Below are 25419 nucleotides of genomic sequence, written 5' to 3' on the forward strand. Positions count from 1 at the left end.
GCGTCAGCTCCCGACCGGGGCCTGCGACGGCGCCGGGGCCGCGGCGACCCCGGCGGCGGGCACCTCGGGCTCGTCGGGACGCCGCGCCAGCCGGCTGGGCCACCACATCCACCGGCCGACGTCGAGGGTCAGGGCGGTGACCAGCACCGAGCGGACGACGATCGTGTCCAGCAGCACCCCCAGGGCGACGGCGACGCCGAGCTGCGTGAGGAAGGTCAGCGGCAGGGTGCCCAGCACCGCGAAGGTCGCCGCGAGCACCAGCCCGGCCGAGGTGATGACCCCGCCGGTGGCGGCCAGCCCGACGAGCGCGCCGCGCCGGGTGCCGTGGTCGGCGGCCTCCTCCCGCACCCGGGTCATCAGGAAGATGTTGTAGTCGATGCCGAGCGCGACGAGGAACACGAAGACGAACAGCGGGAAGGAGCTGTCGGTCGCGGTCACGCCGATCGTCCAGTCGAAGACGAGGGCGCTCAGGCCGAGGGCGGCGCCGTAGGACAGCACCACCGTCGCGATCAGCAGCAACGGGGCCACCAGCGCCCGGAGCAGCAGGGCGAGCACCGCCAGGACGACGAGCATGATCAGCGGGATGACCACGCGGTTGTCCCGCTGCGAGGCGTTCTGGACGTCGAGGTTCAGGGCGGTGTTCCCGCCGACCAGCGCCTGGCCGTCGCCGGCGTCGTCGAGCGCGGTGCGCAGCCGGTCGATGGTGGCGTAGGCGGCGGCGCTGTCGAAGCGGTCGGCCAGCGAGGCCTCCACGAGCGCGTCGTCCCCGACCACCTGCGGGTCCCCGACCTGGGCGATGCCGTCGGTCGCGGCCACGGCGTCGGCGACCTCGTCGGCGGTGTCGGCCGTCGTCACGACGTAGACGGAGTTGCCCGCGACGGCGGGGAAGTGCCGGGCCGCCGCGGCGTCGCCCGCGATGGACTCCGGGGTCCCGCGGAAGCTCTCGGCCTGGGTCAGCCCGCTCGGGTCGAGCCGGGTCACGGCCAGGCAGGCGAGCAGGAGCAGCACGCTCGTGACCACCCAGGTGGCCCGGGGGCGCGGCCGGATCGCGGCACCCACGCGGGCCCAGATCCCCGTCGCGCTCGGCTCGGCGCTGCCGAAGCTCGGCCGCACCGGCCAGAACACCCAGCGGCCGCAGATGACCAGCAGCGACGGCAGCAGCGTCATGAGCACGAGCAGGGTGACGGCGACGCCGATGGCGGCGACCGGGCCCAGGCCCGCGGTCGAGTTCATCTGCGCGGCGACCAGGCACAGCATGCCCAGCACCACGGTGCCGCCGCTGGCCAGGACGGCCGGCCCGGCCCGGTGCACGGCCTCGGTCATGGCCTCGTGCCGGTCGGTGTGCAGCCGCAGCTCCTCCCGGTACCGCGCGACCAGCAGCAGGGCGTAGTCGGTGCCCGCGCCGACCACCAGGACGGTGAGGATGCTCGCGCTCTGGGCGTTCACCGTGAGGTCGGCGTAGCGGGCCAGCAGGTAGACCACCGCCTGCGAGCAGAACAGGGCGATGACCGCCGAGAAGATCGGCAGGATCCACAGCACCGGGCTGCGGTAGGTGAGCAGCAGGATCACGATGACGACGCCCAGGGCCGCGATCAGCAGCGTGCCGTCGATCCCGGCGAAGGCCTCGGAGGAGTCGGCCGCGGAGCCGGCGGGACCGGTCACGTAGGCGGTCAGCCCGTCGGGGCCGTCGGAGGCCTCGGCGCGCATCCCGTCGACCAGCGGGGCGATCGCCTCCCAGCCGTCGGGTCCCACGTTCAGCGGAACGACCAGCTGCAGCGCCTGCCCGTCCTCGGACGGGATGGGCCCCACCACGGCGCCGTCGAGCGCGTCCAGGCGGCCGAAGGCCTCGACGTCCTGCTGCACCGCCGCCTGGTCCTCCGGCGTCAGCCCGTCCGTGCGCTCGTAGAGCACCACCGCGGGGATGAGGTCGGGGTCCGAGCCCAGGTCGACCTGCCGCTCCAGTGCCCGGGTCGACTCCGCGTCCGACGGCAGCCACGCCGCGACGTCGTTCTCCTGCTGGTCGGTCAGCCCGCCGGCCAGCGGGGCCGACACCCCGGCCAGCACCAGCCAGACCACGAGCACCACCCACTTCAGGCGCGGGTGGCTGACACGGGACGCGAACGACCTGCCCACGGCGGGCTCCTCCGGGTCTGCCGGGCCCCCGCACCCCGGACGGCGACGGTGCGGCGCGGACGCTAGCGAGGGAGGGTGTGACCCGTCACCCGACTTCCGCGCGCGGACGGCGGCCCGCGGCGGGGCCCGGCGTGCGCTGCACCGACGTCACCGGCCGTTTGCGCACCGTGACCGGTCCCGGGCGCCGCGCTCGCGGACGACGCACCGGGACCGCCCTGCCGGTCGCCCCGGGTCCCTCGGCGGGCCACGGTCACGGGGCTCCGGGCGTCGGCGACCACGTGCTGGCCGACCGGAGCGAGGACGGCTACCGGTCCCGCGACGTCGGGGTGACCGGGAGCGCGTGGACCGGACCGGGGCCGCGCGCCCGGCCGTGTCGGCAGGGTGTCGGTCCCGTGACGGACCGTTCACACCCCGGCTTCCTCCGGTCCACCCGGGTCACCTAGCCTCCTGCGCACTGGCCTGTGCCCCATGAGGGAGATCACTGCATGAAGTCCCGTCCCGTCGTCGCACTCACCGCCACGGCGTGCCTGTCCGTCCTCGCGGTCACGACCGCCGCCCCCGCCGCCGCCAAGCCGGCCGGGCCCAAGCCGGTCGACGTCCAGCTGCTCGCCTTCAACGACTTCCACGGCGCGCTCACGCCGCCGTCGGGCTCGGGCGGGCGGGTGTCCACCGGCGCCACCACCACCGTCGACGCCGGCGGCGCGGCCTACTTCGCCACCCACCTGCGCCAGCAGGAGGCGGAGAACAAGGACACGCTGACGATCAGCAACGGTGACCTGATCGGCGGCAGCCCGTTCCTGTCGGCGCTGTTCCGTGACGAGCCGACCGTCGAGGCGATGAACCTCCTCGGCCTCGACATCGCCACCGTGGGCAACCACGAGTTCGACGAGGGCGTCGCCGAGCTGCGCCGCGTGATCGACGGCGGCGCCTGCCACCCCATCGACGGTTGCCTCGACGGCGACGGTTACGCGGGCTCCGACGCCGACTGGCTGGCCGCCAACGTCGTCGACCGGAGGACGCAGCAGCCGATCCTGCCCCCGTACGAGGTCCGCAAGGTCCGCGGCGTGGAGATCGGCGTCATCGGCGCGGTCCTGGAGGGCACCCCGTCCATCGTGTCGGCCGCCGGCATCGCCGACGTCCAGTTCCTCGACGAGATCCAGACGATCAACCGCTACGTCGCCGAGCTCCAGCGCCAGGGCGTCGAGACGATCGTGGTGTCGCTGCACGAGGGCGGCTCCGCCGGGACCGACGTCAACGGCTGCACCAACCCGACCGGCCCGGCCTTCGACATCACCCGCGGGATCTCCGACGCGGTCGACGTCGTCATGACCGGCCACTCGCACAGCGGCTACGTCTGCGAGGGCGCCAACGAGGTCGACGGCAAGCTCGTCACCCAGGCGCTGTCCAACGGCCGGCTCATCACCGACATCGACCTGAGCATCGACCGCCGCAGCGGCGACGTGGTGGCCGCGGCCGCCGAGAACGTGGTCGTCACCCGGGACGTGGCACCTGCCGCCGACGTGCAGGCCCTCGTCGACCGGTACGCCGCCATCGCCGCGCCGATCGCGAACGAGCCGGTCGGGGACGTCACCGCCGACATCACCCGCGCGCAGGAGCCCCTGTACGGCGCCGTCCTCGGCGAGTCGTCGCTGGGCAACCTCATCGCCGATGCGCAGCTGGCGGCCACCGACGACGAGGCGGGCGCCGTCGCGGCGTTCATGAACCCCGGCGGCGTGCGCGCCGACCTGCTGGCCGGCGAGGTCACCTACGGCGAGGCGTTCGAGGTGCAGCCGTTCAACAACCTGCTCACCACGCTCGACCTCACCGGTGCGCAGCTGTACGCGCTGCTGGACCAGCAGTTCACCCTCGGTCGGGTGCTCGCCCCGTCGGCGTCGGTCGCCTACACCGTCGACGACGCCACCGGCACGGTGGTGCCCGGGAGCCTGACGATCGGCGGCGTGGCCGTCGACCCCGCCGGGACCTACCGGATCACGGTGAACAACTTCCTGGCCGGGGGCGGTGACGGCTTCACGGTGCTGACGCAGGGCACCGACGTCGAGAACCAGCCCGGCTTCGACGTCGACGCGCTGATCGCCTACCTGGCCGGGGAGCCGGTGGCCCCGCCGGCGACCGACCGGATCACGGTCGGCTGACCTCCCGCCCACCCGCAGCACACGGCGGGCGTCGCCGGTCCTCACGGGCCGGCGGCGCCCGCCGTCGGCGTTCCCGGGGCCGGTGCGCGGCCGCGACGGGCACGCTGGGATGCTCGTGGGGTCACCGTCCCGGACCGGCGGGCGCGGCCTGCGGTCCCGCGCCCGAGGAGGTCCGCGCACCGTGCCCAGAGCCCTGCTGCTGGAGAACATCGACCCGGTGGCGGTCGGCCTGCTCGAGGCGGCCGGCTACGAGGTGGAGTCGCGGCGGGGGGCGCTCGACGAGGACGACCTCGTCGCCGCGCTCGACGGCGTCGACGTGCTGGGTATCCGGTCCAAGACCCAGGTCAGCGCCGAGGTGGCGCGGGCCCGTCCCGGCCTGGCAGCGGTGGGCGCCTTCTGCATCGGCACCAACCAGATCGACCTGGGCGCGGCGGCAGCGGCCGGCGTCGCGGTGTTCAACGCGCCGTACTCCAACACCCGCAGCGTGGTCGAGATGGCGATCGCCGAGATCATCGTCCTGGCCCGCCGGCTGGTCGACCGGGACCGCGCGCTGCACGCCGGCACCTGGGACAAGTCGGCGGCCGGCAGCCACGAGGTCCGCGGGCGGACGCTGGGCATCGTCGGCTACGGCAACATCGGCAGCCAGCTGTCGGTGCTCGCCGAGGCGCTGGGCATGCGGGTGCTGTTCTACGACCTCGAGGACAAGCTCGCGCTCGGCAACGCCGAACGCTGCGACACCCTCGAGGAGCTGCTCGAGCGCGCGGAGACGGTCACGTTGCACGTCGACGGGCGGGCCGGCAACGCGGGGATGTTCGGCGCCGAGCAGTTCGCCCGGATGCGCCGGCGCAGCCTGTTCCTCAACCTCTCGCGCGGGTTCGTCGTCGACCACGAGGCGCTGCGCGAGCACGTGCTCAGCGGGCACGTCGCCGGGGCCGCCGTCGACGTCTTCCCCGACGAGCCCCGCGAGCAGGGCGACGCGTTCACCTCCGTGCTGCGCGGCCTGCCCAACGTCATCCTCACGCCGCACGTCGGCGGGTCGACGCAGGAGGCACAGCACGACATCGGGCGGTTCGTCGCCGGCAAGCTCGTCGACTACACCGCCGCCGGGACGACGACGCTGAGCGTCAACCTGCCCACCGTGGTCCTGCACGGCTCGTCGGCGGCGCGCTTCGCGTTGCTGCACCGCAACGTGCCCGGTGTCCTCGCCCGCGTCGACGCGCTGGTCGGCGGGCACGGGCTCAACGTCGACGGTCAGGTGCTGGCCACCCGCGGCGAGCTCGGCTACGCCGTCACCGACGTGAGCGCGCCGCTGCCGCCGGACCTGCTGGCGGCGCTGCGGGCGCTCCCGGAGACCCTGCGGCTGACCGTCCTCGGCGGCCGGGCCGACTGACGATCCGTCGACCGCGCACCCCCGCGCGGTCCGGACGCGCCGTCCCCCGGTCGCGGCGGGCGCCGGCCACCGCCCACGGCCGGGCCGGGAGGCCACGGTGCCCCCATGGCAGCCGACCAGCCGTCCCCGTGGACCGGAGCGCTCGCGGGGTACGCGGCGAGTCACGCCATGGACGTCGCGACCGGCTGGGTCTACGACCGGCAGAGCGAGGCGTCCCGGCGGCGGGCGGGGGAGATCGCGCCGGGCGGCACGCTCGTCCAGCTGGGCAAGCAGCTCGGCCGCGCCGCGGGCCGCGACCTCGACGGTGCGACGGCGGGCCGGGTGGCGACGGCGGTGCACCGCACGCTGGGTGTCGGCTACGGCGTGCTCGCCGCGGCGCTGGTGCGCCGGGGCGTGCGCCCCCTCGCCGCCGGTCCCCTCGTCGGTGCCGGCGCCTTCCTGCTCGTCGACGAGGGCACGGCGCTGCCGGCGATGACCGCCTACCCGCTGGTGAGCCACCTGCGCGGCGTGGTCGGGCACGCCACGGTCGGGGTCGTGATCGGCGTCCTGCTCCGGCTGACCGCCCGGCCCTGACGACCGCACGCCAGGATGGTCCGGTGCGACTCGGCCTGACGTACGTCCCCACCTTCCCCCCGGAGCGGCTGCGGGAGGTGGCCATCGGCGCGGAGGCCGCCGGCCTCGACGAGCTGTGGGTGTGGGAGGACTGCTTCGAGCAGAGCGGCATCGCCTCGGCCGCGGCGGCGCTGGCCTGGACGAGCACGATCCCGGTGGGCATCGGGCTGCTGCCGGCCCCGCTGCGCAACGTCGCCCTCACCGCGATGGAGCTGGCCACGCTGGGGCGGCTGTTCCCCGGCCGGCTGGTCGCCGGCGTCGGGCACGGCGTCCAGTCGTGGATGGGCCAGGCCGGTGCCCGGGTGGCGTCCCCGCTGACGCTGCTGGAGGAGTACGCCACCGCGCTGCGGCGGCTGCTCGGTGGGGACCGGGTCACCGTCCAGGGCCGCTACGTCACCCTCGACGACGTCGCCCTCGGCTGGGCGCCGTCCCCGCCACCGCCGTTGATGCTGGGCGGGGTGGGGCCGCGGTCGCTCACGCAGGCCGCCCGGCTCGGCGACGGCAACCTGCTGGGCACCGCGATGACCGAGGAGGAGGTCCGCGCCGCCTGCGACGCGGTGCGCGCCGCCCGCGACGGCGACCCGCACCCGGTGGTGGTGAGCGTGATCGTCGCGACCGGACCGGACGCGCAGGAGCGGGTCGACCGCGAGGTGCCGCACTGGGGCCGGGCGCCGGGGGAGGGGGCCGCCGTCGCCGGGGACGCGGCGACCGTCGCCGCGGCGTTCCGCCGGCTCGGGGACGCCGGCGTCACCTCCGTCGCCGTCCACCCGACCCGGGACGAGCCGGACCTGGCCGGCCTCCTGCGCTTCCTCGGCCGGGAGGTCCGGCCCCTGCTGTGAGCCGTCAGGGGGCCCGGTCGGACGCGGCGGAGGCGACGGCCTCGTCCCGGGTCGGGAAGGGCCCGGCGGTGCGGCCGTCGGACCGACAGGTCCAGCCGTAGCCGCCGGGGACCTGCTCGACGAGGTAGCCGTCCGGGTCGGCGGGTCCGTGTCCCGGGCGGTCGGTCGGGTCGCCGGGGTCGGTCACGAGACCTCCACGTCGCGGAAGCGGACGGCGGCGCAGGCGCCGCCGAGGTGGACGACGGGCACGGGCCGGTGGGTGGCGTCGGGGACGGTGACCGTCCCCCCGGCGCTGCCCGCGCCCGCGGACAGCCCCGCGCCGGTGACGGTGACCTGCAGCGATGTCCAGGTGCCCGGCGCCGGCGGGTCGCCGCCCGTCGAGGCCGCCGGCACGGTGGCCTCCCCGTCGGTGAGCCGCCGGACCTCCAGGTCGCCGTCGGCCCGCAGGGTGACCAGGTAGCCGTCGACCCCGGGGGAGTCGGCCGACGGCCGGTACGGGTGGTCGTCGGTGCTGAGCAGCACCGACGCGCAGCAGCTGCCCGGGTCCCCGCGGGTCGCGTCGATGCGGAGGTCGAGGCGCAGCGTGAACGCCGCCGGGTCGGGCGGGGCGAGGAAGCCCAGCAGCGTGCAGGCGGTGGTCTCGGCGACGTCGAAGCCCCAGGTCGCGTCGTCCGGGTGGAACCGGCCGCGGCTGGTGTCGGGCAGCATGCCCGGCAGCCACACCTGCCGGGCGAACAGGTCGCGGGTGCGGCGCGCGGCGTCCCCGGCGACGTACACGGGGTCGTCGGAGAAGAGCGCGTCGACGCCGGCGGCGACGAGGGCGTCCCGGTGGTGGCGCCGGTTGACGGTGTGGCAGGCCACCTCGATCCCCGCCGCGTGCGCGCGGGCGCACAGCTCCGCGGTGACGGAGCCGGCCTCCGGGCCGATCCAGCCGACGCCCTCGGCCGCCGCCCGGTCGACGTCGGTGGTGCCGAGCCAGATCACCCGGTACCCCCGGGCGAGGGCCAGCCGGCAGTCGGCGAGGGCGAAGGACTGCAGGAGCACCGTGGCCGGGTCGATGCCCCGCCGGTCCAAGGCGTCGACCATGGGCCCCATCGCGTCGGCGCTCTTGGCCTCGGCGCACAGCAGGACGCGGTTGCCGAACTCCACGAGCACCTCGTCGAACAGCGGCGGGCGCAGTCCGTCGGGCCAGCCGCCGCCCAGCGTGGCCGAGGCGTCGATGTCGAGCTGCTTCCACGAGACCGACGTGTGCTCGGCGACGTTCCCGCTGGAGGTGGTCATCCGGTCCACGGTGCCGTCGTGCATGACGCCGAGCCCGCCGTCGGCGAGCCGCGCCACGTCCTGCTCGATGACGGGCAGACCCTGGCCGACCGCGACGCGGTAGCCCTCCATCGTGTGCTCGGGCACCTGCAGGGCGCCGCCGCGGTGCGCGATGACGAAGGGCCGGGGCAGGTCGGCGAAGTCCACGCGGGGCCGGGGACGGGGTCAGGCGGGCTCGGGCACGCCGCCGGTGTCGCCGCCCGGGTCGTCCGGCGTCGCCTCGATCGGCGGGGGCGGCAGCGGCTCGGGAGCGTCGGGCAGCAGCTCGGCCGGGTCGTCGGGCACCGGCTGGGTGGGGTCGAGCTCCGGCTCCGGCTCGGGCAGCGGCGAGACCATGCGGGCAGTCAACCAGCGGGGAGCCGCGCAGGCGAGGCCCGGCCGCAGCGGACCCCCCGCCGGTCAGCCGCGCAGCGCGGCGTTGAGCCGGGCCGCCCGGCGCACCAGGTGGTCCCGCTCGGGCACGGTGGACGCCGACCGGGCCGCCTCGGCGTAGAGCCGCGCCGCGGTCGCCAGGTCGCCGTCGCGCTCGTGCAGATAGGCCGCGGCGGCGGTGTGCCGGGGCAGGGCGGGGTCGAGCCCGGCCAGCGCCGCCAGCCCCGCCCGCGGCCCGTCGGCCTCACCCACCGCCACCGCCCGGTTGAGGCGGGCCACCGGGCTGCCGGTGAGCCGCACCAGCTCGTCGTACCACTCGACGATCTGCACCCAGTCGGTCTCCGCCGCCGTGCGGGCGTCGGCGTGCAGCGCGGCGACGGCGGCCTGGGCCTGGTACTCGCCGAGCCGGTCGCGGGCCAGGGCGGCCTGCAGCACCGCGACGCCCTCCGCGACCAGCCGCGTGTCCCACAGCCCGCGGTCCTGCTCGGCCAGGGGCACGAGGCTGCCGTCGGGCCGGGTCCGGGCGGGGCGCCGCGCGTGGTGCAGCAGCACGAGCGCGAGCAGGCCCGACACCTCCGCGTCGTCGACGGCCGCCGCCAGCCGGCGGGTGAGCCGGATCGCCTCGGCGGCGAGGTCGACGTCGCCGGTGTAGCCCTCGTTGAAGACGAGGTAGAGCACGCGCAGCACCGTGGCGACGTCGCCGGGGCGGTCGAGCCGGACGCCGGCGACGGTCCGCTTGGCCCGGCTGATCCGCTGGGCCATCGTCGCCTCCGGGACGAGGTGGGCCCGCGCGATCTGGCGCGTGGTCAGCCCGCCGACCGCGCGCAGGGTGAGCGCGACCGCCGAGGCCGGGCTGAGCGACGGATGGGCGCACAGGAAGTACAGCGCGAGCGTGTCGTCCTCCTCCCGGCCCGGCTCCGGTGCCGGCTCCTCCTCGACGACCAGCTCCCGCCGGCGCCGGGAGGTGTCGGCGCGGACGGCGTCGAGGAACCGGCGCCACGCGACCGCCACCAGCCAGGCCCGCGGGTCCCGCGGCGGGTCGTCCGGCCACACGCGCAGGGCCTCGACCAGCGCGTCCTGGACGGCGTCCTCGGCCGCCGCGAAGTCGGCTCCGCGGCGGACGAGGACCCCGATGACGGTGGGGACGACCGCCCTCAGAAGGGCCTCGTCCACCGGCGTCACTCCGTGATGGTCGCGGGCATGGACAGCAGGGGACGCAGCTCGAGCCACTCGTGGATCGGCCGCCCGCCCGCACCCGGGGCCGCGGACAGCTCGGCGGCGACCTCCAGCGCCCGCTCGTGGCTGTCGACGTCGATGAGCATCCAGCCGGCGACGAGGTCCTTGGTCTCGGCGAAGGGGCCGTCGGTGACCGGCGGGCGGCCCTCGCCGTCGGAGCGGACCCAGGTGCCCTCCACGGACAGCGCCTGGCCGTCCACGAACTCGCCGGTGCCCTCCAGGCGGGTGGCCCAGTCCTGCATGTAGCGCACGTGGGCGTCGACCTCCTCCGGCGTCCAGCGGTCCATCGGGACGTCGTTCACCGCCGCCGGCGCGCCGCGGTAGTGCTTGAGCAGCAGGTACTTGGCCATGTCGTTCTCCCTGGTGAGGTACGGCCCATCGTGGCCGTGACACCCAGGGGACGAAACCGGGCCCCCGTTCTCGACATCCGTCCGCGACGGCCCTCGGGTCGCCGGCAGGCGCTACTCCCGCCGGGTGGACACCAGGGGCGACGGCGGGACCGTCCCCGGGGCCGGACGGCGGGACCCGTCCGGCGGGTCGTGCGGGAGGACGGCGCCGTCGCTCAGGACGACGCCGTCGTCGCACCGCGCCTCGATCGTGCCGCCGCCGAACTGCTCGGCGTAGAGGGAGGCGTAGAGGCCGCCGCGGTCGAGCAGCTCGGTGTGGGTGCCGCGCTCGACCACCCGCCCCCGGTCGAGCACGAAGATGGTGTCGGCGGCCAGGACGGTCGACAGCCGGTGGGCGATCGCGATGGTGGTGCGGCCGCGCATCGCCTCCTCGAGAGCCTGCTGCACCAGCCGCTCGCTGGCCGTGTCGAGGGCGGAGGTCGCCTCGTCGAGGATGAGCACGCGGGGGTCGGCGAGCAGCACCCGCGCGATGGCCAGGCGCTGCTTCTCACCGCCGGAGAGCCGGTAGCCGCGCTCGCCGACGGTCGTGTCGTAGCCCTCGGCCAGCCGCTCGATCCGCTCGTCGATGTTGGCCGCGCGGGCCGCGGCCCGGACCTCCTCATCGGTGGCGTCCGGGCGGCCGTAGCGCAGGTTGTCCCGCACCGAGGCGTGGAAGAGGTAGGACTCCTGCGTCACGACGCCGACCGCGCGCGCCAGCGTCGCCCGGGTCAGGTCGCGGACGTCGTGGCCGTCGAGGGTCACCCGGCCGCCGTCGACGTCGTAGAGGCGCGGCACCAGGTAGGACGCCGTCGTCTTGCCGGCGCCGCTGGGGCCGACGAAGGCGACCAGCGACCCGGCGGGGACGTCGAGGGTCACCCCGTCGAGCACCCACGGCTGCGTCCCGTCGGCGGCCGCGCGGTCGCCGGTCGCGTAGCGGAACCGCACGTCCTCGAAGGCCACGTGGCCGGCCACGTCCTCCTTCCGCAGGTCGAGCGCGCCGGGCCGGTCCTCGATCGCGGGCTCGAGGTCGAGGTACTCGAAGACGCGCTCGAACAGCGCGAGCGAGGTCTGCACGTCCACCCCGACGCGCAGCAGCGCGACCACGGGGAACAGCAGCCGGGTCTGCAGGGTCGTGAACGCCACGATCGTCCCGGCGGTGAGCGTGTCGGCGCCCCCGGCGAGGAAGACGCCGCCGATCGACAGCCCGGCCACCAGGTACACCAGCGCCGGGGTGAGCCCGAAGAAGGCCTGGACGGTGGCGAAGAAGGACTGGCCGGTCATGGTCTGCCGCACCTGCAGGTCGGCCTGCCGGGCGTTCTCCTCCGCGTAGCGCCGCACCTCGGCGTCCTGGCGGTCGAAGACCTTGGCCAGCAGCACCCCGCTGACCGACAGCGTCTCCTGGGTGATGGCGGTCATGTCGGCCACCGACCGCTGCGTGGCGCCGGCGACGCGGCGCCGGACCCGGCCGACCCGCACCTGCAGCAGGACGAACACCGGCAGCAGCACCACCGCGACCAGCGTCAGCCGCCAGGACAGCACCAGCATGGCGACCAGCGCGCTGAGGACGGTCACGACGTTGCCGAGGATCGAGGACGCGGTGTCGGTGACCACCGACTGGACGCCGGCGACGTCGCTGCCCAGCCGGCTCTGGATCTCCCCGGTGCGGGTGCCGGTGAAGAACGCCAGCTCCATCCGCTGCAGGTGGGCGAACAGCCGGTCGCGCAGGTCCCGCATGACGGCGTTGCCCAGGCGGGTGGTCAGCCAGGTGGTGGCCACCCCCAGGACAGCGCCCAGCAGGGTGATGCCGACGCTGGCGGCCACGAGCGCGACCAGCAGGCCCAGCCGCGGCTCCCCGATCGAGCCGTCGGCCGTGCGCGGGAACAGGGCGCGGTCGAAGACCGCCTGGGTGAGGAACGGCAGCACGATGCCCAGCAGCGACGACACGAGGATCGCCGCGGCGACGACGGCGACCCGCCGGCGGTAGGGGCGGAACAGGGCCACGACCCGCCGCCCGGTGCGGTCGGGCGCCGCGGCGCGCTCCCCGGCGGGCCCGCTCCCGCCGGCGCCGCCCACCGCCGCCCGGGCGGGCCCGGGCGGGCCGACGGTCATGGACAGACCCTGTCGGACGGGGGGCGGGGAGTCCAGTGCTCCCCGGGGTCGCCGGTGCGCCGTGGGCGAACACCCGCCGCCGCGGCCGTCAGGTCATGTACGGCAGCGAGGTGACTCCTGGACCTCGCGCACGTCCGCTCACCCTCGGGAACCGCGCCCGGCGCAGTGCTCCTGCGGTGTCCTCCACGCTCCTGCGGCACCGCACGACCGCGGGAGCGTGGACGACGCCGCAGGACCCCGGCCCGATGCGTGCCCGAGGCGGCTCGATGCCTCCCCCCTCGCGCCCCCTGCTGGCGGCCGTCAGGTCATGTCGACGGCGATCTTCAGCTGGCCGGGCCGCGGCGCGATGGCGGCGGTGAACGCGGCCTGCACGTCGGCGACGGGGTGGACGTGCGTGACGTAGCGCTCCCGCAGCTCCGGGTGGCCGGCGAGGTAGGTGCCGGCGTCGGCGAGCACCCGGCGCCGCTCCAGGGCGACACCCGAGCGCAGCGTCAGGTTCTTGCGCAGGAAGGTCATCATGTCGAACGGGTAGACCGGGTCGTCGGGGACGCCGAAGTAGAAGACCTGGCCGCCGTGGGCCACCGCGTCCAGCGCCGGCTGCAGCGTCGAGACCTGGTGGCCCACCGCCTCCACGACCACCGAGGGCCGGTCGGCGTCGGACAGCCCGGCCGCCCACCGCTCGGCCCGCGCGGTCACGACCTCGTCGACGCCGAAGACGGCCGCGTCGTCGGAGCGGTCGACCGGGTCGACGCCGGTCACCCGGGCCGCGCCGCGGGCCTGGAGCACGGAGCTGAACAGCAGGCCGATCGGGCCCTGGCCGATGACGGCGACCCGCTGCCCCGACACGTCGCCGAGCTGCTCGACGGCGTAGAGCACGCAGGCCAGCGGCTGCAGCATCACCGCCGTCGTGGGTGGCAGCGCGGCGTCGTAGGGGGCCAGGCCCTCGCCGTCGGTGACGACGAGCTCGGCGATGCCGTCGAACATCGACGCCCACCCGACGACGAGGTCACCGGGGGAGTGGCCCGGGTGCCTGCTGGCCACGACCTCCCCGACGGTCTCGTGCATCGGGAAGCCCGGCGCCCGGGTGGCACCCCAGCCGTCCTCGGCCGCCGGGTGGGGCCACAGGCCGCCGCGGAAGTTGGGCAGGTCGCTGCCGCAGATCGCGCCGGCGCGGGGGGCCAGCAGCACGTGACCGGGCGCCAGGGCGGCGGGGTCGGGTGCCGCGACCTCGACCTGCTCGAACCGGAAGGGGCCGCTGAGCGTCTGTGCCCACACGAGGCGTCTCCGTCCTGCTGGGTGCCGGGGAGCCCCAGCGTGCAGGACCACCGCGGGAGTGCGCGCGTCCGGTGCGGGTCGTTGCCGCGGGGGGCGTCGGCACGGTTGGCTGGCGGGGTGCGGACCCGGGTCGGCGACGTGGAGGTCCACTCCGTCGAGCACGGGAGCGGCCGGCCGGTGCTGGTGCTGCACGGTGGCGGCGTCGACCACCGCGAGGCCGAGGCCTGCTTCGAGCCGGCCCTCGCCGGGGTCCCCGGGCTGCGGCGGGTCTACCCCGACCTGCCCGGCACGGGCCGCACCCCCGCGCCCGCGACCCTGCGCAGCGCCGACGACGTCGTGGGCGTGCTGCTCGCCTTCGCCGACGCGGTCGCCGGGAGTGCCCGGTACCTGCTCGCCGGCCACTCCGCGGGCGGGTACCTCGCGCTGGGGATGGCCGCCCGCCGGCCGGAGCGCGTCGCCGGCCTGGCCCTCGTCTGCCCGCTGCTCACCGGGGTGCGCGACGTCCCGGCGCACCGCGTCGTCACCGGGACCGGGACGCTCGGCGACGACGGGTTCCGCGGTTACTTCGTGGTGCAGACCCCCGGGATGCTCGACCGGTACGAGCGGTTCGTCGCCCCGGCCGCCGCCCTCGTGGACCACCCGGCCCTCGAGCGGATCGGCGAGCGGTGGGAGCTCGCCCCCGACCCCGGGCAGGCGTACCCGGGCCCGGTGCTGGTCGTGGCGGGGCGGCTGGACTCGACGGTGGGCTCGGCCGCCGCCACCGACCTCGCCGGCCGCCACCCGCACGCCACGCTGGCCGTGCTCGACGACGCGGGCCACGCGCTGCCCCACGAGCAGCCGGACCTGCTGCGCGCCCTGCTCACCGAGTGGCTGGCGCGGGCCGCGCGCGCCCGCTGACCCGGGGAGTCGCGGGCGAGGTCGCCGGCCACCACGGGGCGGTGGGCGACAATGCGGGGAACCGCCCGCCGGCGCACGTCCGCCGGCCCGCCCGCCGGCGAGGACCACCGCAGCGGCGGACGTCCGGCCGACCTGACCCCGGAGAGCACCCTGACCAGCACGTCCCGCACCGCACCGACGCCCCCCACCGCCAGCGAGGCGGCGACCGAGCGCCGGAGCACCGAGCCGGTGACACCCGCGCCGGCCGCCGCCGACCGGTTCGTGCACTGGCGGGCGGCCGGCGTGAGCGTCGTGCTCGCCCTCGACCCGGTGGGTGGCCTCCTGCCGCAGGTCGTGCACTGGGGCGCCGACCTGGGCGACCTCGACGCCCGCGACCTCGCGGCTCTGGCACTGGCCGCGGTGCCGTCGGTGGGGGACCACCCGACCGACGTCGTGCGTCAGCTGACCCCGCTGCCGGAGCACGCCCGGGGCTGGGTCGGCCGGCCCGGGCTGGAGGGGTCGCGCGCCGGCCGGGACTGGTCGCCGACCCTGCGCCTGCGCGACCAGGACGTCACGACGGCCGGTGACGGGACCGCCCGGCTCACCGCCCGCGCCGGCGACCCGGTCGCCCGGCTGGAGGTGCTGCTCGAGCTGGAGCTCACGCCGTCGGGCCTGCTCCGGACCCGGGCGCAGGTGACCAACACCGACGGCGTCGAGCCGTACCGCCTCGACGCGCTGCGCCTGGTGCTGCCGGTGCCGCCGGAGGCCGGGGAGCTGCTGGACTTCACCGGCCGGCACACCCTGGAGCGGGTGCCGCAGCGCACCCCGTTCGCCGCGGGCCTGCACGCGCGGGAGGTGCGCACCGGCCGCACCGGCCTCGACGCGGTGCACCTGCTCTGCGCCGGCACCCCCGGCTTCTCGTCCCGCGCGGGCGAGGTGTGGGCGGTGCACCTGGGCTGGTCGGGCAACCAGGTGCACGACGCCGAGCGGCTGCACAACGGGGCCCGGGTGCTCGGTGCCGGCGAGCTGCTGCTGGCCGGCGAGGTGGAACTGGCGCCCGGCGCGGCGTACCGCTCGCCGTGGCTGTACGCCTCCCACGGGCAGGGCCTCGATGCCGTCGCGGGCCGCTTCCACGCCTGGCTGCGCGCCCGGCCGGACCACCCGGCCCGCCCGCGTCCGGTCACGCTGAACACCTGGGAGGCGGTGTACTTCGACCACGACGTCGAGCGGCTCACCGGCCTCGCCGGGATCGCCGCGCGGCTCGGGATCGAGCGGTTCGTCCTCGACGACGGCTGGTTCGGCTCGCGGCGGGACGACACGTCGGGGCTGGGGGACTGGCGGGTCTCCGCCGACGTCTGGCCCGACGGCCTGCACCCGCTGGTCGACCGGGTGCGCGAGCTCGGCATGGAGTTCGGGCTGTGGGTGGAGCCGGAGATGGTCAACCTCGACTCCGAGCTGGCCCGTGCCCACCCGGAGTGGCTGTTCAGCGCCGGCGGGCGGGTCGGCGACCCGTCCCGCAACCAGCACGTGCTCGACCTGGCCCACCCGGAGGCCCACGAGCACGTGCGCTCGCACCTGCAGGCGCTGCTCGACGAGTACGCGATCGCCTACCTGAAGTGGGACCACAACCGCTACCTCGTCGACGCCGGCCACACGCCCGGAGGCGAGCCGGGGGTGCACGCCCAGACCCGGGCGACCTACCGCCTGCTCGACGAGCTGCGCGCGGCCAACCCCGGCCTGGAGATCGAGTCCTGCGCCTCCGGCGGGGGGCGGGTGGACCTGGGGATCCTGCAGCGCACCGACCGGGTGTGGGCGTCGGACACCAACGACGCGCTCGAGCGGCAGGGCATCCAGCGCTGGACGCAGCTGCTGCTGCCGCCCGAGCTGGTCGGCACCCCCGTGGGGCCGCCGCGGTCGCACACCACCGGCCGCACCCACGACCTGTCCTTCCGCGCGGGGACGGCGCTGTGGGGACACATGGGCGTCGAGTGGGACCTCGCCGCCGCCTCACCGGGCGAGCAGGAGGAGCTGGCCGCGTGGATCGCGCTGCACAAGCAGCTCCGTCCGCTGCTGCACACCGGGACCGTCGTCAACGGCGACCACCCCGACCCGCACGTGCAGGTGCACGGCGTCGTCGTGCCCGGGCACGACGACGCCCTGTACGCGCTGGTCGCCGTCGGCCGCTCGGTCACCTGGCCGCCCGGGCCCGCCCGCCTGCCCGGCCTGCACCCCGATCGCCGGTACCGCGTGCGCCTGCAGCCGCCGGGCACCGACACCGGCGGCGGCTGGCCGGGCCTGCCGCCCTGGTGCGCCGACGACGCCGGCGTCGTGCTGACCGGCCGCAGCCTCGCCCTCGCGGGGCTGCAGGTCCCGCCGATGCACCCCGAGCACGTCCTCCTGGTCCGCGCCACGGCCGTGACGGAGGACTGAGCCAGACGCGCCGGCCCCCCGCGGACCGTCGCGGTGTGTGACAGTCCTGCGCTCCGACGGGAGGAGTGTCATGCGGGCGCGGACGGTGTGGGGCGTCGTGTGGATCGTGGTGGGGCTGGCGGTGTCGATCGGCGGGATGGTGCTGGCGATCGTCGACCCCGGACGTGCCGTGCTCGGCGGCATCGGCTTCGGGGTCGGGATCCTGCCCTTCGTGGTCGGGTTGTTCCTGGTCCGGCACGCCCTGCCCGAGCCGGAGAACGGCGGCGGGCGGCCGTGGAACACGGCGGGCAGCCTCTGGGACGTCTTCGACTGAGCGCTGCTGGAACCCCTTGCCGGGACGGCGGCGCGCGAGGAGCTTCCGCGCCGTGCCGGACAGCAGCGCGGGGCCGCCGCTCGAGGAGTTCCTGACCGCGGCGGACGCGGTGGCCCGGGCGCGGCCCGGGGGGGACCCCGAGTCGGCCCGCGAGGTGTTCCGGGAGGCGGCCACCCTGCTCGACGACGGCCTCGCCCTCGACGGGCTGGACGCCCACGACAGGCGGGCCGTCGTCGCCGGGCTGTGCGCCGACCTGGTCACGGCGGACCCCGGCGCCGCGATCCGTGCACGGTCCCGGGCCACGACGGGCGACCGCTGCGACCTGCACGACCCGGAGGCCGTGTCCGCGGCCTACGTCCTCGCCGCGCAGGTCCTGCAGCTCTGACGGCCCGACCGGGGACGTCCCGGCCTCGTATCGTCCTCCGGCATGCGAGCCCCGGCGCCGGTCGACTCCGCCCGCGGCTGGGGGATGGTCGCCGCGGCGTTCGCCGGGATGTTCGCCTCGTTCGGGATCGCCTACTCCTTCGGCGCCTTCCTGGAGCCGATGGCCGAGGAGTTCGGGGCCGGTCGCGGTGCCACGTCGGCCTTCTTCGCGCTGACCTCGCTCACCTACTTCGGCCTCGGTGCTCTCAGTGGGGTCGCGGTGGACCGCTACGGGCCCCGGCGGGTGCTGCTCGTCGGGGCGCTCGCCCTCGGCGCGGGGCTGGCCGCGACCTCGCGCGCCGGCGAGCTGTGGATCGGGCTGGTCACCTACGGGCTCGGCGTCGGCATCGGGGTGGCCTGTGCCTACGTCCCGATGGTGGCCGTCGTCGGCGGGTGGTTCGAGCGGCGGCGCACGCTCGCGATCGGGGTGGCGGTCACCGGGATCGGCCTGGGCACCCTCACCGTCGCCCCGCTGGCCGCCCTGCTCATCGACGAGGTCGGGTGGCGCACCACGCACTTGCTGCTCGGCGGGGCCGGCGCGGCCGTCCTCCTGGTCTGCGCGGCGGTGGTCACCCGCCCGCCGGTGCAGACCGGGCCGGCGGCGCTGACGCTGGGGGAGGCCGTGCGCAACCGCGACTACCGGCGGCTGTACCTGGCGTCCGGGCTGCTGTCGGTCGCGCTGTTCGTCCCCTTCGTGCACCTGCCCGGGTACGCCGTCGCGGCCGGGGCCGACCAGGTCGCGGCGGCGGCACTGGTCGGGGTGATCGGCGCCGCCAGCACCGCCGGCCGGCTGGTGCTCGGGGTGGTCGCGGCGCGCACCGGCGCGCTGCGCGCCTTCCAGGGGTGCTTCCTCACCATGGGCGCGAGCTTCGCGCTGTGGCTCCTCGGCGGCGGCTACGGCCTGCTGCTCGCCTTCGCCGTGGTGCTGGGCGTCGGGTACGGCGGCTTCGTCGCCCTCGGCCCCGCGGTCGTCGCCGAGCGCTTCGGCACCACCCGCCTGGGCGGGCTGCTGGGCGTGCTCTACACCAGCGCCGGTCTCGGGTCGGCGGTGGGCGCTCCGCTCGCCGGGGTGACCGTCGACGCCACCGGCTCCTACGCCCCGGCCGTGCTCGGGTGCCTGGTCCTCGGGCTGGTCGCGTACCTGGTCACGCTCACCGTCGGCCGCTGAGGCCCCCTACCGCCGGGACAGCGACGCGAGCGCGGCCTCGATCCGCCGCCGGGTGTCGTCGGAGGTCCAGCCGGCGAGGACGGCGGCGTCGCCGCCGGCGGTGGCGTCGATGGTGGCGTCGATGGCGGCGTCGGCGGGACGGTGCAGGGCCGCCTTGGCCATCCGGTAGGCCTCCGGCGACCGGGCGGCCGCCTCGCCGGCCAGCGCGAGCGCCCGCGGGAGCAGGTCGGCGGGTCCGGGGAGCTCGTCGGCCATCCCCAGGGCGAGCGCCTGCTCGGGCTCCACGGCCTCGGCGCCGAGCACCACCCGGCCGGCACGGGGGCCGAGCGCGTGGCGGGCGATCTCCAGGGCGGCCGCCGGGAAGGGGACGCCCACCACCAGCTCGGTCAGCCCCATCCGCCCGGCCGACACCAGCCGCACGTCGCAGGCCAGCGCGAGCACACACCCGCCGGCGATGGCGTGCCCGTTCACCGCCGCGACCGTCGGCCGCGGGTGGTCGAACACGGCGCGGAACGTCCGGGACAGCGCGGTGAGGAGCTCCGCGGTGTAGGGCCGGCCGCCGTCGAGGACGCGGCGCAGGTCCACCCCGGCGGAGAACGACGAGCCGCTGCCGGTGATCACCAGCGCCCGGTCGGACGCGGTGACGGCGCCGGTGAGGGCGTCGAGCAGCTCCACGTCGAGGGCGCCGACCCGGCCGTGCTCGATGCGCAGGACCGTGACGTCGCCGTGGTCCTTGGTGACCAGCACCGGGCCATCATGCCCGCAGGGAGGCGGCGCTGCCCGGCACGGAGGTGGTTGTCCCGGTGCCGCCCCCGGCGTACGTTCCGCCGCCCGGGCACACCCCGGTGAGGGGACCGTCACGAGGAGCGCCGGTGAGGGCAGATCCACAGGCACCCGGCGGAGCCCCCGCCGAGCCGACGGTGCCGGTCGCCGACCCCACGGCCGTGCACGCCGTCGTGGGAGCCGGGGGAGCCACCGGACGGCGGCTGGTGGCCCACCTGCACCGCGCCGGGTACCGCGTGCGCGCGGTCACCCGCGACGGCCGGGACGTCGGCGTCCCGGGCGTGGAGACGGCGGGCGCGGACGCCACCGACGCCCGGGACCTGGCGGCCGCCTGCCGGGGCGCGGTCGCCGTCCACCACTGCGTCATGCCGGTGCTCGCGCGCTGGCGCAGCGACTTCCCCGTGGTCACCGACGCCCTCGTCGACGCCGCCTCCCGCGTCGGGGCGCGCCTGGTCTACGCGGACGACACGTGGATGTACGGCCGCGTCGGCGGGCCGATGACCGAGGACACCCCGTGGCGGCCGGTGAGCTCCAAGGGGGTGCTGCGCGCATGGCTGGCCGAGCGGATGCTCCACGCCGCCGCGGCCGGGCGCCTGCAGGTCAGCGTCGTGCGTGCGGGGGAGCTGTACGGGCCCGGCGTGCGGTCGCTGCTCGGCGACAACGTGTTCGTCCCGGCACTGCGCGGATGGCCGGTGCAGTACCTCGGCGACCCCGACCTGCCGCTGACGCCGACGTTCATCGACGACTTCGCCGCCACCCTCGCCGCCGCCGGGACGGCGGACACCTCCGACGCCGGGGTGTGGCACGTGCCCCACCCCGGTGCGACCACCGGGCGGGCGCTGGCGGCCGAGGCGTGCCGGCAGGCCGGCACCCGGCTGCGGCTGGTGCGGCACGGGAGTGCGCGGGTCCGCCGGCTCGGCTCGGTCCTGCCGCTGGCCCGCGAGGGCGCCGAGATGGTCTACCAGTTCGAGCAGCCGTTCGTGGTGGACGGCGGGCGCGCTGCCCGGGCGTTCGGGACCACCCCCACTCCCTACGAGGAGGGGGTGCGCCGCACCCTGGCCGCCGTGCGCCACGGCGGCCACGGCGGTCGGGGCGGTCGGGGCGGTCGGGAACCGTTGTCCGACGGGGGGGACAGGGGTGATGGTGGTGCATGACGTCGCACCCGTCGTACGAGCAGTCGAAGCAGGTGGCCGAGGCCGGCCGTGAGACCGAGTGGACCAGGCCGTCGTTCGGCAAGGAGCTCTTCCTCGGCAACTTCCGTCTCGAGCTGATCCACCCGCAGCCGGAGCTCGACGCGGCCGCGGTCGACGAGGGTGAGGCGTTCCTCGGGCGCCTCCGTACCTTCCTCGTCGACCGGGTCGACCCGCGGCGGATCGAGCGGGAGGCGAGGATCCCCGAGGACGTCATCCGGGGCCTCGAGGACCTGGGCGCGCTGGGCATGAAGATCCCGAGGGAACACGGTGGGCTCGGGCTCAGCCAGGTCTACTACAACAGGGCCCTGGCGATGGCCGGCACCTGGCACTCGTCGCTCTCGACACTGCTGTCCGCCCACCAGTCGATCGGTCTGCCCGAGCCGTTGCGCCTGTTCGGTTCCGAGGAGCAGAAGCGCACGTGGCTGCCCCGGCTGGCCAGGGACTCCATCTCGGCGTTCCTGCTCACCGAGCCCGACGTCGGCTCGGACCCGGCGCGCATGAGCACGACCGCCGTCCCGACCGAGGACGGCACGGGCTACCGGATCAGCGGCACCAAGCTGTGGGCGACCAACGGCGCCATCGCCGACGTGGTGGTGGTCATGGCCGTGGTCCCGGAGTCCGACGGCCACCGGGGCGGCATCACCGCCTTCATCTGTCCCTGCGATCGCGAGGGCATCACCGTCGAGCACCGCAACGAGTTCATGGGACTCCGGGGCATCGAGAACTCGGTCACGCGCTTCGACGACGTCTTCGTCCCCACCGAGGACGTCATCGGCGGCGAGGGCAAGGGCCTGCGGATCGCGCTCACCACGCTCAACACCGGCCGGCTGTCGCTGCCGGCGTTCTGCGTGTCGGCGGTCAAGTACTCGCTCAAGATCGCGCGCGAGTGGTCGGCCGAACGGAAGCAGTGGGGCCGGCCCATCGGCGAGCACGACCCGATCGCGCAGAAGCTCGCCTGGCTGGCGGGCACCGCGTTCGGCCTCGAGGCGGTGCTCGACGTGTCCAGCCGCCTGGCCGACGACAAGCGCAACGACATCCGCATCGAGGCCGCCCTCGCCAAGCTGTACGCGTCGGAACTCGGCTGGACCGCCGTCGACGAGATGGTGCAGATCCGCGGCGGTCGCGCCTACGAGACCGCCGAGTCGCTCGCGCGACGCGGCGAGAAGCCGGTACCGGCCGAGCAGATGCTGCGCGACATGCGGATCAACCGCATCTTCGAGGGGTCCACGGAGATCATGCACCTGCTGATCGCCCGCGAGGCCGTCGACGAGCACCTCAAGGTGGCGGGGGACCTGGTGCTCGGGAACGCCGGCCCGGCCCGGAAGGCGAGGGCCGCCGCGACGGCCGGCGCCTTCTACGCCACCTGGTTCCCGAGGCTCACCGTGGGCGCCGGCCAGCGGCCGGGCTCCTTCACCGAGTTCGGGGAGCTGGCCGGGCACGTGCGCTACGTCGAACGCTCCTCCCGCAAGCTCGCGCGCTCGACCTTCTACGCGATGGCCCGCTACCAGGCGCGCCTCGAGCGGAAGGGCCACCTGCTCGGCCGGATCGTCGACATCGGTGCCGAGCTCTACGCGATCTCCTGCGCGTGCGTCCACGCGGACACCATCGGGCGCGAGCAGCCCGGCCGCCGCCAGGAGGCCAGGGAGCTGGCCGACCTGTTCTGCACCCAGGCGCGCCGCCGGGCCGACCGGCTCTTCGCGCAGCTGTGGGCCAACGACGACCACGCCCAGTACGAGGCCGCGCAGCGGGTGCTCGCCGGCCGGTACGCGTGGTTCGAGGAGGACGTGCTCGACCCGGCGGGCGACGGCCCGATGATGCCGACGCACGCGCCGCCGACCGCCGAGCGGTCCGGGGCTCCCCGGGCGGCGGAGGCCACGGCCACCCGTTAGCCGGTCCCGCCGGGGGGCGCCACGGGCCCGGCCGCGAGCCGCTCCGGGGCGGTGCGGCGGGCTGCTCGACGTCAGCCGGTCGCCGCGACCGTCCCGGCGGCGTCCCGCTCGAGCGCGCGCACCGCGAGCTCGGCGTGCAGCAGCACGCCGTCGGCCAGCACCTCGTCGCTGAACTGGGCCCGCGGGCTGTGGTTGTTGGGGGCCGTGGACCAGTCCTCGCCGACGGTGGCGCCGAGGAACAGGTAGCAGCCGGGGACCGCCTCCAGCACCCGGGAGAAGTCCTCGGACCCCGCGTGCGGGAACACCCTGGGCGCGTACCGGTCCGCGCCGAACACCTCCGTGGCGACCGCCGCGGCGAACGCCGCGTGGTCGGGTGCGTTCACGGTGACCGGGTACTCCTCGAGGTACTGAGCGTCGGCCTCCAGGCCGTAGCCGGCGGCCACCGACCGGCAGAGGAGCACCGACGCCTCCCGCATCCTGTCCCGGGCCTCAGCCGAGAACGTGCGGACGGTCGCCTGGAAGGTGGCCTCGTCCGGGATGATGTTCCGCTTCGTGCCGGCGTGGAAGAGCCCGACGGTCAGGATGACCGGGTCGAAGACGTCGAACGTGCGGGTGACCATCGTCTGCAGGTCGCCGACCAGCTGCGCGGCCACGGTCACCGGGTCCTTGGCCAGGTGCGGCGCCGAGCCGTGGCCACCGGCGCCGCGCACGGTCACCCGGAGCTCGTCGCTCGCGGCCATCAGCGTGCCCGGCCGGGTGGTGAACTGCCCTCGGGGGTTCATCGCCGACATGACGTGCATGCCGTAGGCCGAGGACACCCGCTGTCCCGCCGCGTCCAGCACGCCCTCGGCGAGCATGTGGCCGGCGCCGTCCCAGCCCTCCTCGCCGGGCTGGAACATGAAGACCACGTCCCCGGCCAGGGTCTCCCGGTGGGCGTGCAGGAGCCGCGCCGCCCCGACGAGCATCGCGGTGTGCAGGTCGTGCCCGCAGGCGTGCATCACCCCCTCGACCTCGCTGCTGAACGCCAGGCCGGTCTCCTCCTGCACCGGCAGCGCGTCCATGTCGCCGCGGAGCAGCACCGCCGGCCCCCGCCGGCCGCCACGCAGCACAGCGGTCACCGAGGTGGTCGACGTCCCGGTCGACACCTCCAGCCCGAGGCCCTCCAGGGCCGCGAGCACCGTCTCCTGGGTGCGGGGCAGCTGCAGCCCGACCTCCGGCTGCCGGTGCAGCCGGTGCCGCAGCTCCACCAGCTCGCCCTGCATCGCGCGGGCGTCCTCGCGCAGTGCCTCTGACCGGCTCACGTGTTCTCCTCGCCCGCGCCCGTCGACCGTGCCCGACGGCGCTCCGTCCCCGCGGGGCCTCGCTCGCTCGACCACGGACCCCTCCAGTGCGCTGCTCGGATCGTTGGGCATCGGCGACCACTCGTCCCGCGATTTGCAGGCATCGGTCATGGGAGGCTCCGTGGATGCCAGAAGTGGTTGCGCTGGACGAGGACGACCTGGCGCTGGCCGAGGCGCTGCAACGCGACCCCCGGGCCCCGTGGACGACGGTGGCGGAGGTGGTCGGCACCAACGCCGTCACCGCGTCGCGGAGGTGGGAGCGGCTGCGGACCACCGGTGCCGCCTGGGTCACGGGCACCCCCGGACCCGGCTCGCACCACGCCCAGGTGCTGGCCTACGTCGACGTCACCTGCATGCCCAGCGAGAAGACCAGGGTCGCCCACGAACTCGCCCGCGACGCGCACGCGCTCTCGGTCGACATCACCGCCGGCGGCCGCGACCTGCTCCTGACCGTGGCCGCCGTCGACCTGCCCACCCTCGGCAGCTACCTGCTCGAGCGGCTCGACCGGGTGCCCGGCGTGACCGGCACGAGGGCCCGGATCGCCACCCGGCTCCACGCCGAGGGCAGCACCTGGCGGCTGGGGGTGCTGCCCGCCAACGGCGCGACCGGCGCCGCGATACCGTTCATCCGCCCCGCCGTCCTGGACGAGGTGGACCGGGAGCTCATGTCGGCTCTCGGGGAGGACGGCCGGGCCTCCTACGCCGCGCTGGCCGCGGCGACCGGCATCAGCCAGCCCACCGCCCGCCGCCGGGTCGACCGGCTGATCGGCTCCGGCGCGGTGATCCTGCGGACGGAGGTGGCGGCTCCGCTGGCAGGCCTGCCGGTGATGGTGGTGCTGTCGGCCGACGCGCCGGCCGCCCGGCTGGACGACGTCGCCTCGCGGCTCGGGCGGCTGCGCCAGGTCCGGCTGTCCGCCACCCTCGCGGGCACGCCCAGCCTGCTCGTGACCGCCTGGCTGCCCTCCCTGGAGGAGGTGCACCGGTTCGAGCAGGAGCTGGTGCACCAGGTGCCCGAGGCCGACGTGGTCGACCGGCTGGTCGTGCTCCGCTCCATCAAGCGGATGGGACGCCTGCTCGACACCTGGGGCCGTGCCACCGGCACGGTGCGGATGGACGTCTGGCGGCCGCCGGTACCGTCGTCGCCCGGAGAAACGGACGATCTCGTCACGCTCTGACGTG

At 75.9% G+C, this 25419-nt stretch carries 22 protein-coding genes; 12 read left to right on the forward strand and 10 right to left on the reverse strand.

Going from position 1 to position 25419, the window contains the following annotated elements; all coding sequences use genetic code 11:
- Window positions 1-3 precede the first annotated feature (3 nt).
- Window positions 4-2133 (reverse strand): MMPL family transporter, encoded by a 2130-nt coding sequence (locus BM165_RS01755; RefSeq protein WP_075011782.1) that lies wholly within the window; start codon window positions 2131-2133, stop codon window positions 4-6.
- A gap of 485 nt (window positions 2134-2618) precedes the next feature.
- Between BM165_RS01755 and BM165_RS01765 the strand changes: the two genes are divergently transcribed.
- From BM165_RS01765 to BM165_RS01775, 4 genes are all read left to right on the forward strand, one after another.
- Window positions 2619-4286 (forward strand): bifunctional metallophosphatase/5'-nucleotidase, encoded by a 1668-nt coding sequence (locus tag BM165_RS01765; protein ID WP_075011784.1) that lies wholly within the window; start codon window positions 2619-2621, stop codon window positions 4284-4286.
- Between the two features lie 181 nt (window positions 4287-4467).
- Complete coding sequence (gene serA / locus BM165_RS01770) at window positions 4468-5676, forward strand: phosphoglycerate dehydrogenase (protein ID WP_075011785.1); 1209 nt, start codon at window positions 4468-4470, stop codon at window positions 5674-5676.
- A gap of 105 nt (window positions 5677-5781) precedes the next feature.
- Window positions 5782-6249, forward strand: a complete 468-nt coding sequence (locus BM165_RS24090) for a hypothetical protein (protein ID WP_143107971.1) — start codon at window positions 5782-5784, stop codon at window positions 6247-6249.
- A gap of 23 nt (window positions 6250-6272) precedes the next feature.
- Window positions 6273-7127, forward strand: a complete 855-nt coding sequence (locus BM165_RS01775) for an LLM class flavin-dependent oxidoreductase (protein WP_143107972.1) — start codon at window positions 6273-6275, stop codon at window positions 7125-7127.
- Window positions 7128-7131: 4 nt separating this feature from the next.
- Here BM165_RS01775 and BM165_RS01780 read toward each other — a convergent pair whose 3' ends face one another.
- The 7 genes from BM165_RS01780 to BM165_RS01805 all read right to left on the reverse strand — a co-directional run bounded on the left by BM165_RS01780 (window position 7132) and on the right by BM165_RS01805 (window position 13825).
- A complete protein-coding gene (locus tag BM165_RS01780; RefSeq protein ID WP_075011786.1) occupies window positions 7132-7314 on the reverse strand; it encodes a hypothetical protein in 183 nt (60 codons plus the stop codon).
- Window positions 7311-8594, reverse strand: coding sequence for a glycerophosphodiester phosphodiesterase (locus BM165_RS01785; RefSeq protein ID WP_075011787.1), 1284 nt, complete (start codon window positions 8592-8594; stop codon window positions 7311-7313). Before BM165_RS01785 ends, BM165_RS01780 begins: the two co-directional genes overlap by 4 nt.
- A gap of 18 nt (window positions 8595-8612) precedes the next feature.
- A complete protein-coding gene (locus BM165_RS24595; protein WP_177225061.1) occupies window positions 8613-8783 on the reverse strand; it encodes a hypothetical protein in 171 nt (56 codons plus the stop codon).
- Window positions 8784-8846: 63 nt separating this feature from the next.
- Window positions 8847-10001: an RNA polymerase sigma factor gene (locus tag BM165_RS01790; protein ID WP_244273961.1), complete on the reverse strand. Its 1155-nt coding sequence runs from the start codon at window positions 9999-10001 to the stop codon at window positions 8847-8849.
- A complete protein-coding gene (locus tag BM165_RS01795; RefSeq protein ID WP_075011788.1) occupies window positions 9998-10405 on the reverse strand; it encodes a YciI family protein in 408 nt (135 codons plus the stop codon). The genes BM165_RS01790 and BM165_RS01795 overlap by 4 nt, the downstream gene beginning before the upstream one ends.
- A gap of 111 nt (window positions 10406-10516) precedes the next feature.
- Entirely contained in the window at window positions 10517-12550 is a 2034-nt protein-coding gene (locus tag BM165_RS01800; protein ID WP_075011789.1) for an ABC transporter ATP-binding protein, read from the reverse strand.
- A gap of 300 nt (window positions 12551-12850) precedes the next feature.
- Window positions 12851-13825, reverse strand: a complete 975-nt coding sequence (locus BM165_RS01805; protein WP_075011790.1) for a zinc-binding dehydrogenase — start codon at window positions 13823-13825, stop codon at window positions 12851-12853.
- A 117-nt stretch (window positions 13826-13942) separates the two neighbouring features.
- Between BM165_RS01805 and BM165_RS01810 the strand changes: the two genes are divergently transcribed.
- From BM165_RS01810 to BM165_RS01830, 5 genes are all read left to right on the forward strand, one after another.
- Window positions 13943-14722, forward strand: a complete 780-nt coding sequence (locus tag BM165_RS01810) for an alpha/beta fold hydrolase (RefSeq protein WP_075011791.1) — start codon at window positions 13943-13945, stop codon at window positions 14720-14722.
- A gap of 51 nt (window positions 14723-14773) precedes the next feature.
- On the forward strand, window positions 14774-17131 hold the full coding sequence (locus BM165_RS01815; RefSeq protein WP_083426938.1) for an alpha-galactosidase: 2358 nt from the start codon (window positions 14774-14776) through the stop codon (window positions 17129-17131).
- A gap of 70 nt (window positions 17132-17201) precedes the next feature.
- Window positions 17202-17444: a hypothetical protein gene (locus BM165_RS01820; protein ID WP_075011792.1), complete on the forward strand. Its 243-nt coding sequence runs from the start codon at window positions 17202-17204 to the stop codon at window positions 17442-17444.
- A gap of 52 nt (window positions 17445-17496) precedes the next feature.
- A complete protein-coding gene (locus BM165_RS01825; protein WP_075011793.1) occupies window positions 17497-17829 on the forward strand; it encodes a hypothetical protein in 333 nt (110 codons plus the stop codon).
- Between the two features lie 42 nt (window positions 17830-17871).
- Entirely contained in the window at window positions 17872-19035 is a 1164-nt protein-coding gene (locus BM165_RS01830; RefSeq protein ID WP_075011794.1) for an MFS transporter, read from the forward strand.
- Window positions 19036-19041: 6 nt separating this feature from the next.
- Here BM165_RS01830 and BM165_RS01835 read toward each other — a convergent pair whose 3' ends face one another.
- The gene (locus tag BM165_RS01835) at window positions 19042-19782 is read right to left on the reverse strand and encodes an enoyl-CoA hydratase/isomerase family protein (RefSeq protein ID WP_075011795.1); all 741 of its coding nucleotides are present in this window, start codon (window positions 19780-19782) and stop codon (window positions 19042-19044) included.
- A 125-nt stretch (window positions 19783-19907) separates the two neighbouring features.
- On the opposite strand from BM165_RS01835, the gene BM165_RS01840 reads away from it, so the two are divergent.
- The gene (locus BM165_RS01840) at window positions 19908-20972 is read left to right on the forward strand and encodes an NAD-dependent epimerase/dehydratase family protein (protein WP_177225062.1); all 1065 of its coding nucleotides are present in this window, start codon (window positions 19908-19910) and stop codon (window positions 20970-20972) included.
- Window positions 20969-22900 carry an acyl-CoA dehydrogenase family protein gene (locus BM165_RS01845; protein ID WP_075011797.1) on the forward strand — a complete coding sequence of 644 codons (1932 nt, stop codon included), beginning with the start codon at window positions 20969-20971 and terminating at the stop codon, window positions 22898-22900. The genes BM165_RS01840 and BM165_RS01845 overlap by 4 nt, the downstream gene beginning before the upstream one ends.
- Window positions 22901-22971: 71 nt before the next feature.
- Here BM165_RS01845 and BM165_RS01850 read toward each other — a convergent pair whose 3' ends face one another.
- Window positions 22972-24201 (reverse strand): M20 metallopeptidase family protein, encoded by a 1230-nt coding sequence (locus tag BM165_RS01850; protein WP_244273962.1) that lies wholly within the window; start codon window positions 24199-24201, stop codon window positions 22972-22974.
- A gap of 164 nt (window positions 24202-24365) precedes the next feature.
- On the opposite strand from BM165_RS01850, the gene BM165_RS01855 reads away from it, so the two are divergent.
- On the forward strand, window positions 24366-25415 hold the full coding sequence (locus BM165_RS01855) for an Lrp/AsnC family transcriptional regulator (RefSeq protein ID WP_075011798.1): 1050 nt from the start codon (window positions 24366-24368) through the stop codon (window positions 25413-25415).
- The last annotated feature ends 4 nt before the right edge of the window (window positions 25416-25419 follow it).

The sequence above is a fragment of the Geodermatophilus obscurus genome (assembly GCF_900115395.1).
GTDB classification, from domain to species: domain Bacteria; phylum Actinomycetota; class Actinomycetes; order Mycobacteriales; family Geodermatophilaceae; genus Geodermatophilus; species Geodermatophilus obscurus_B.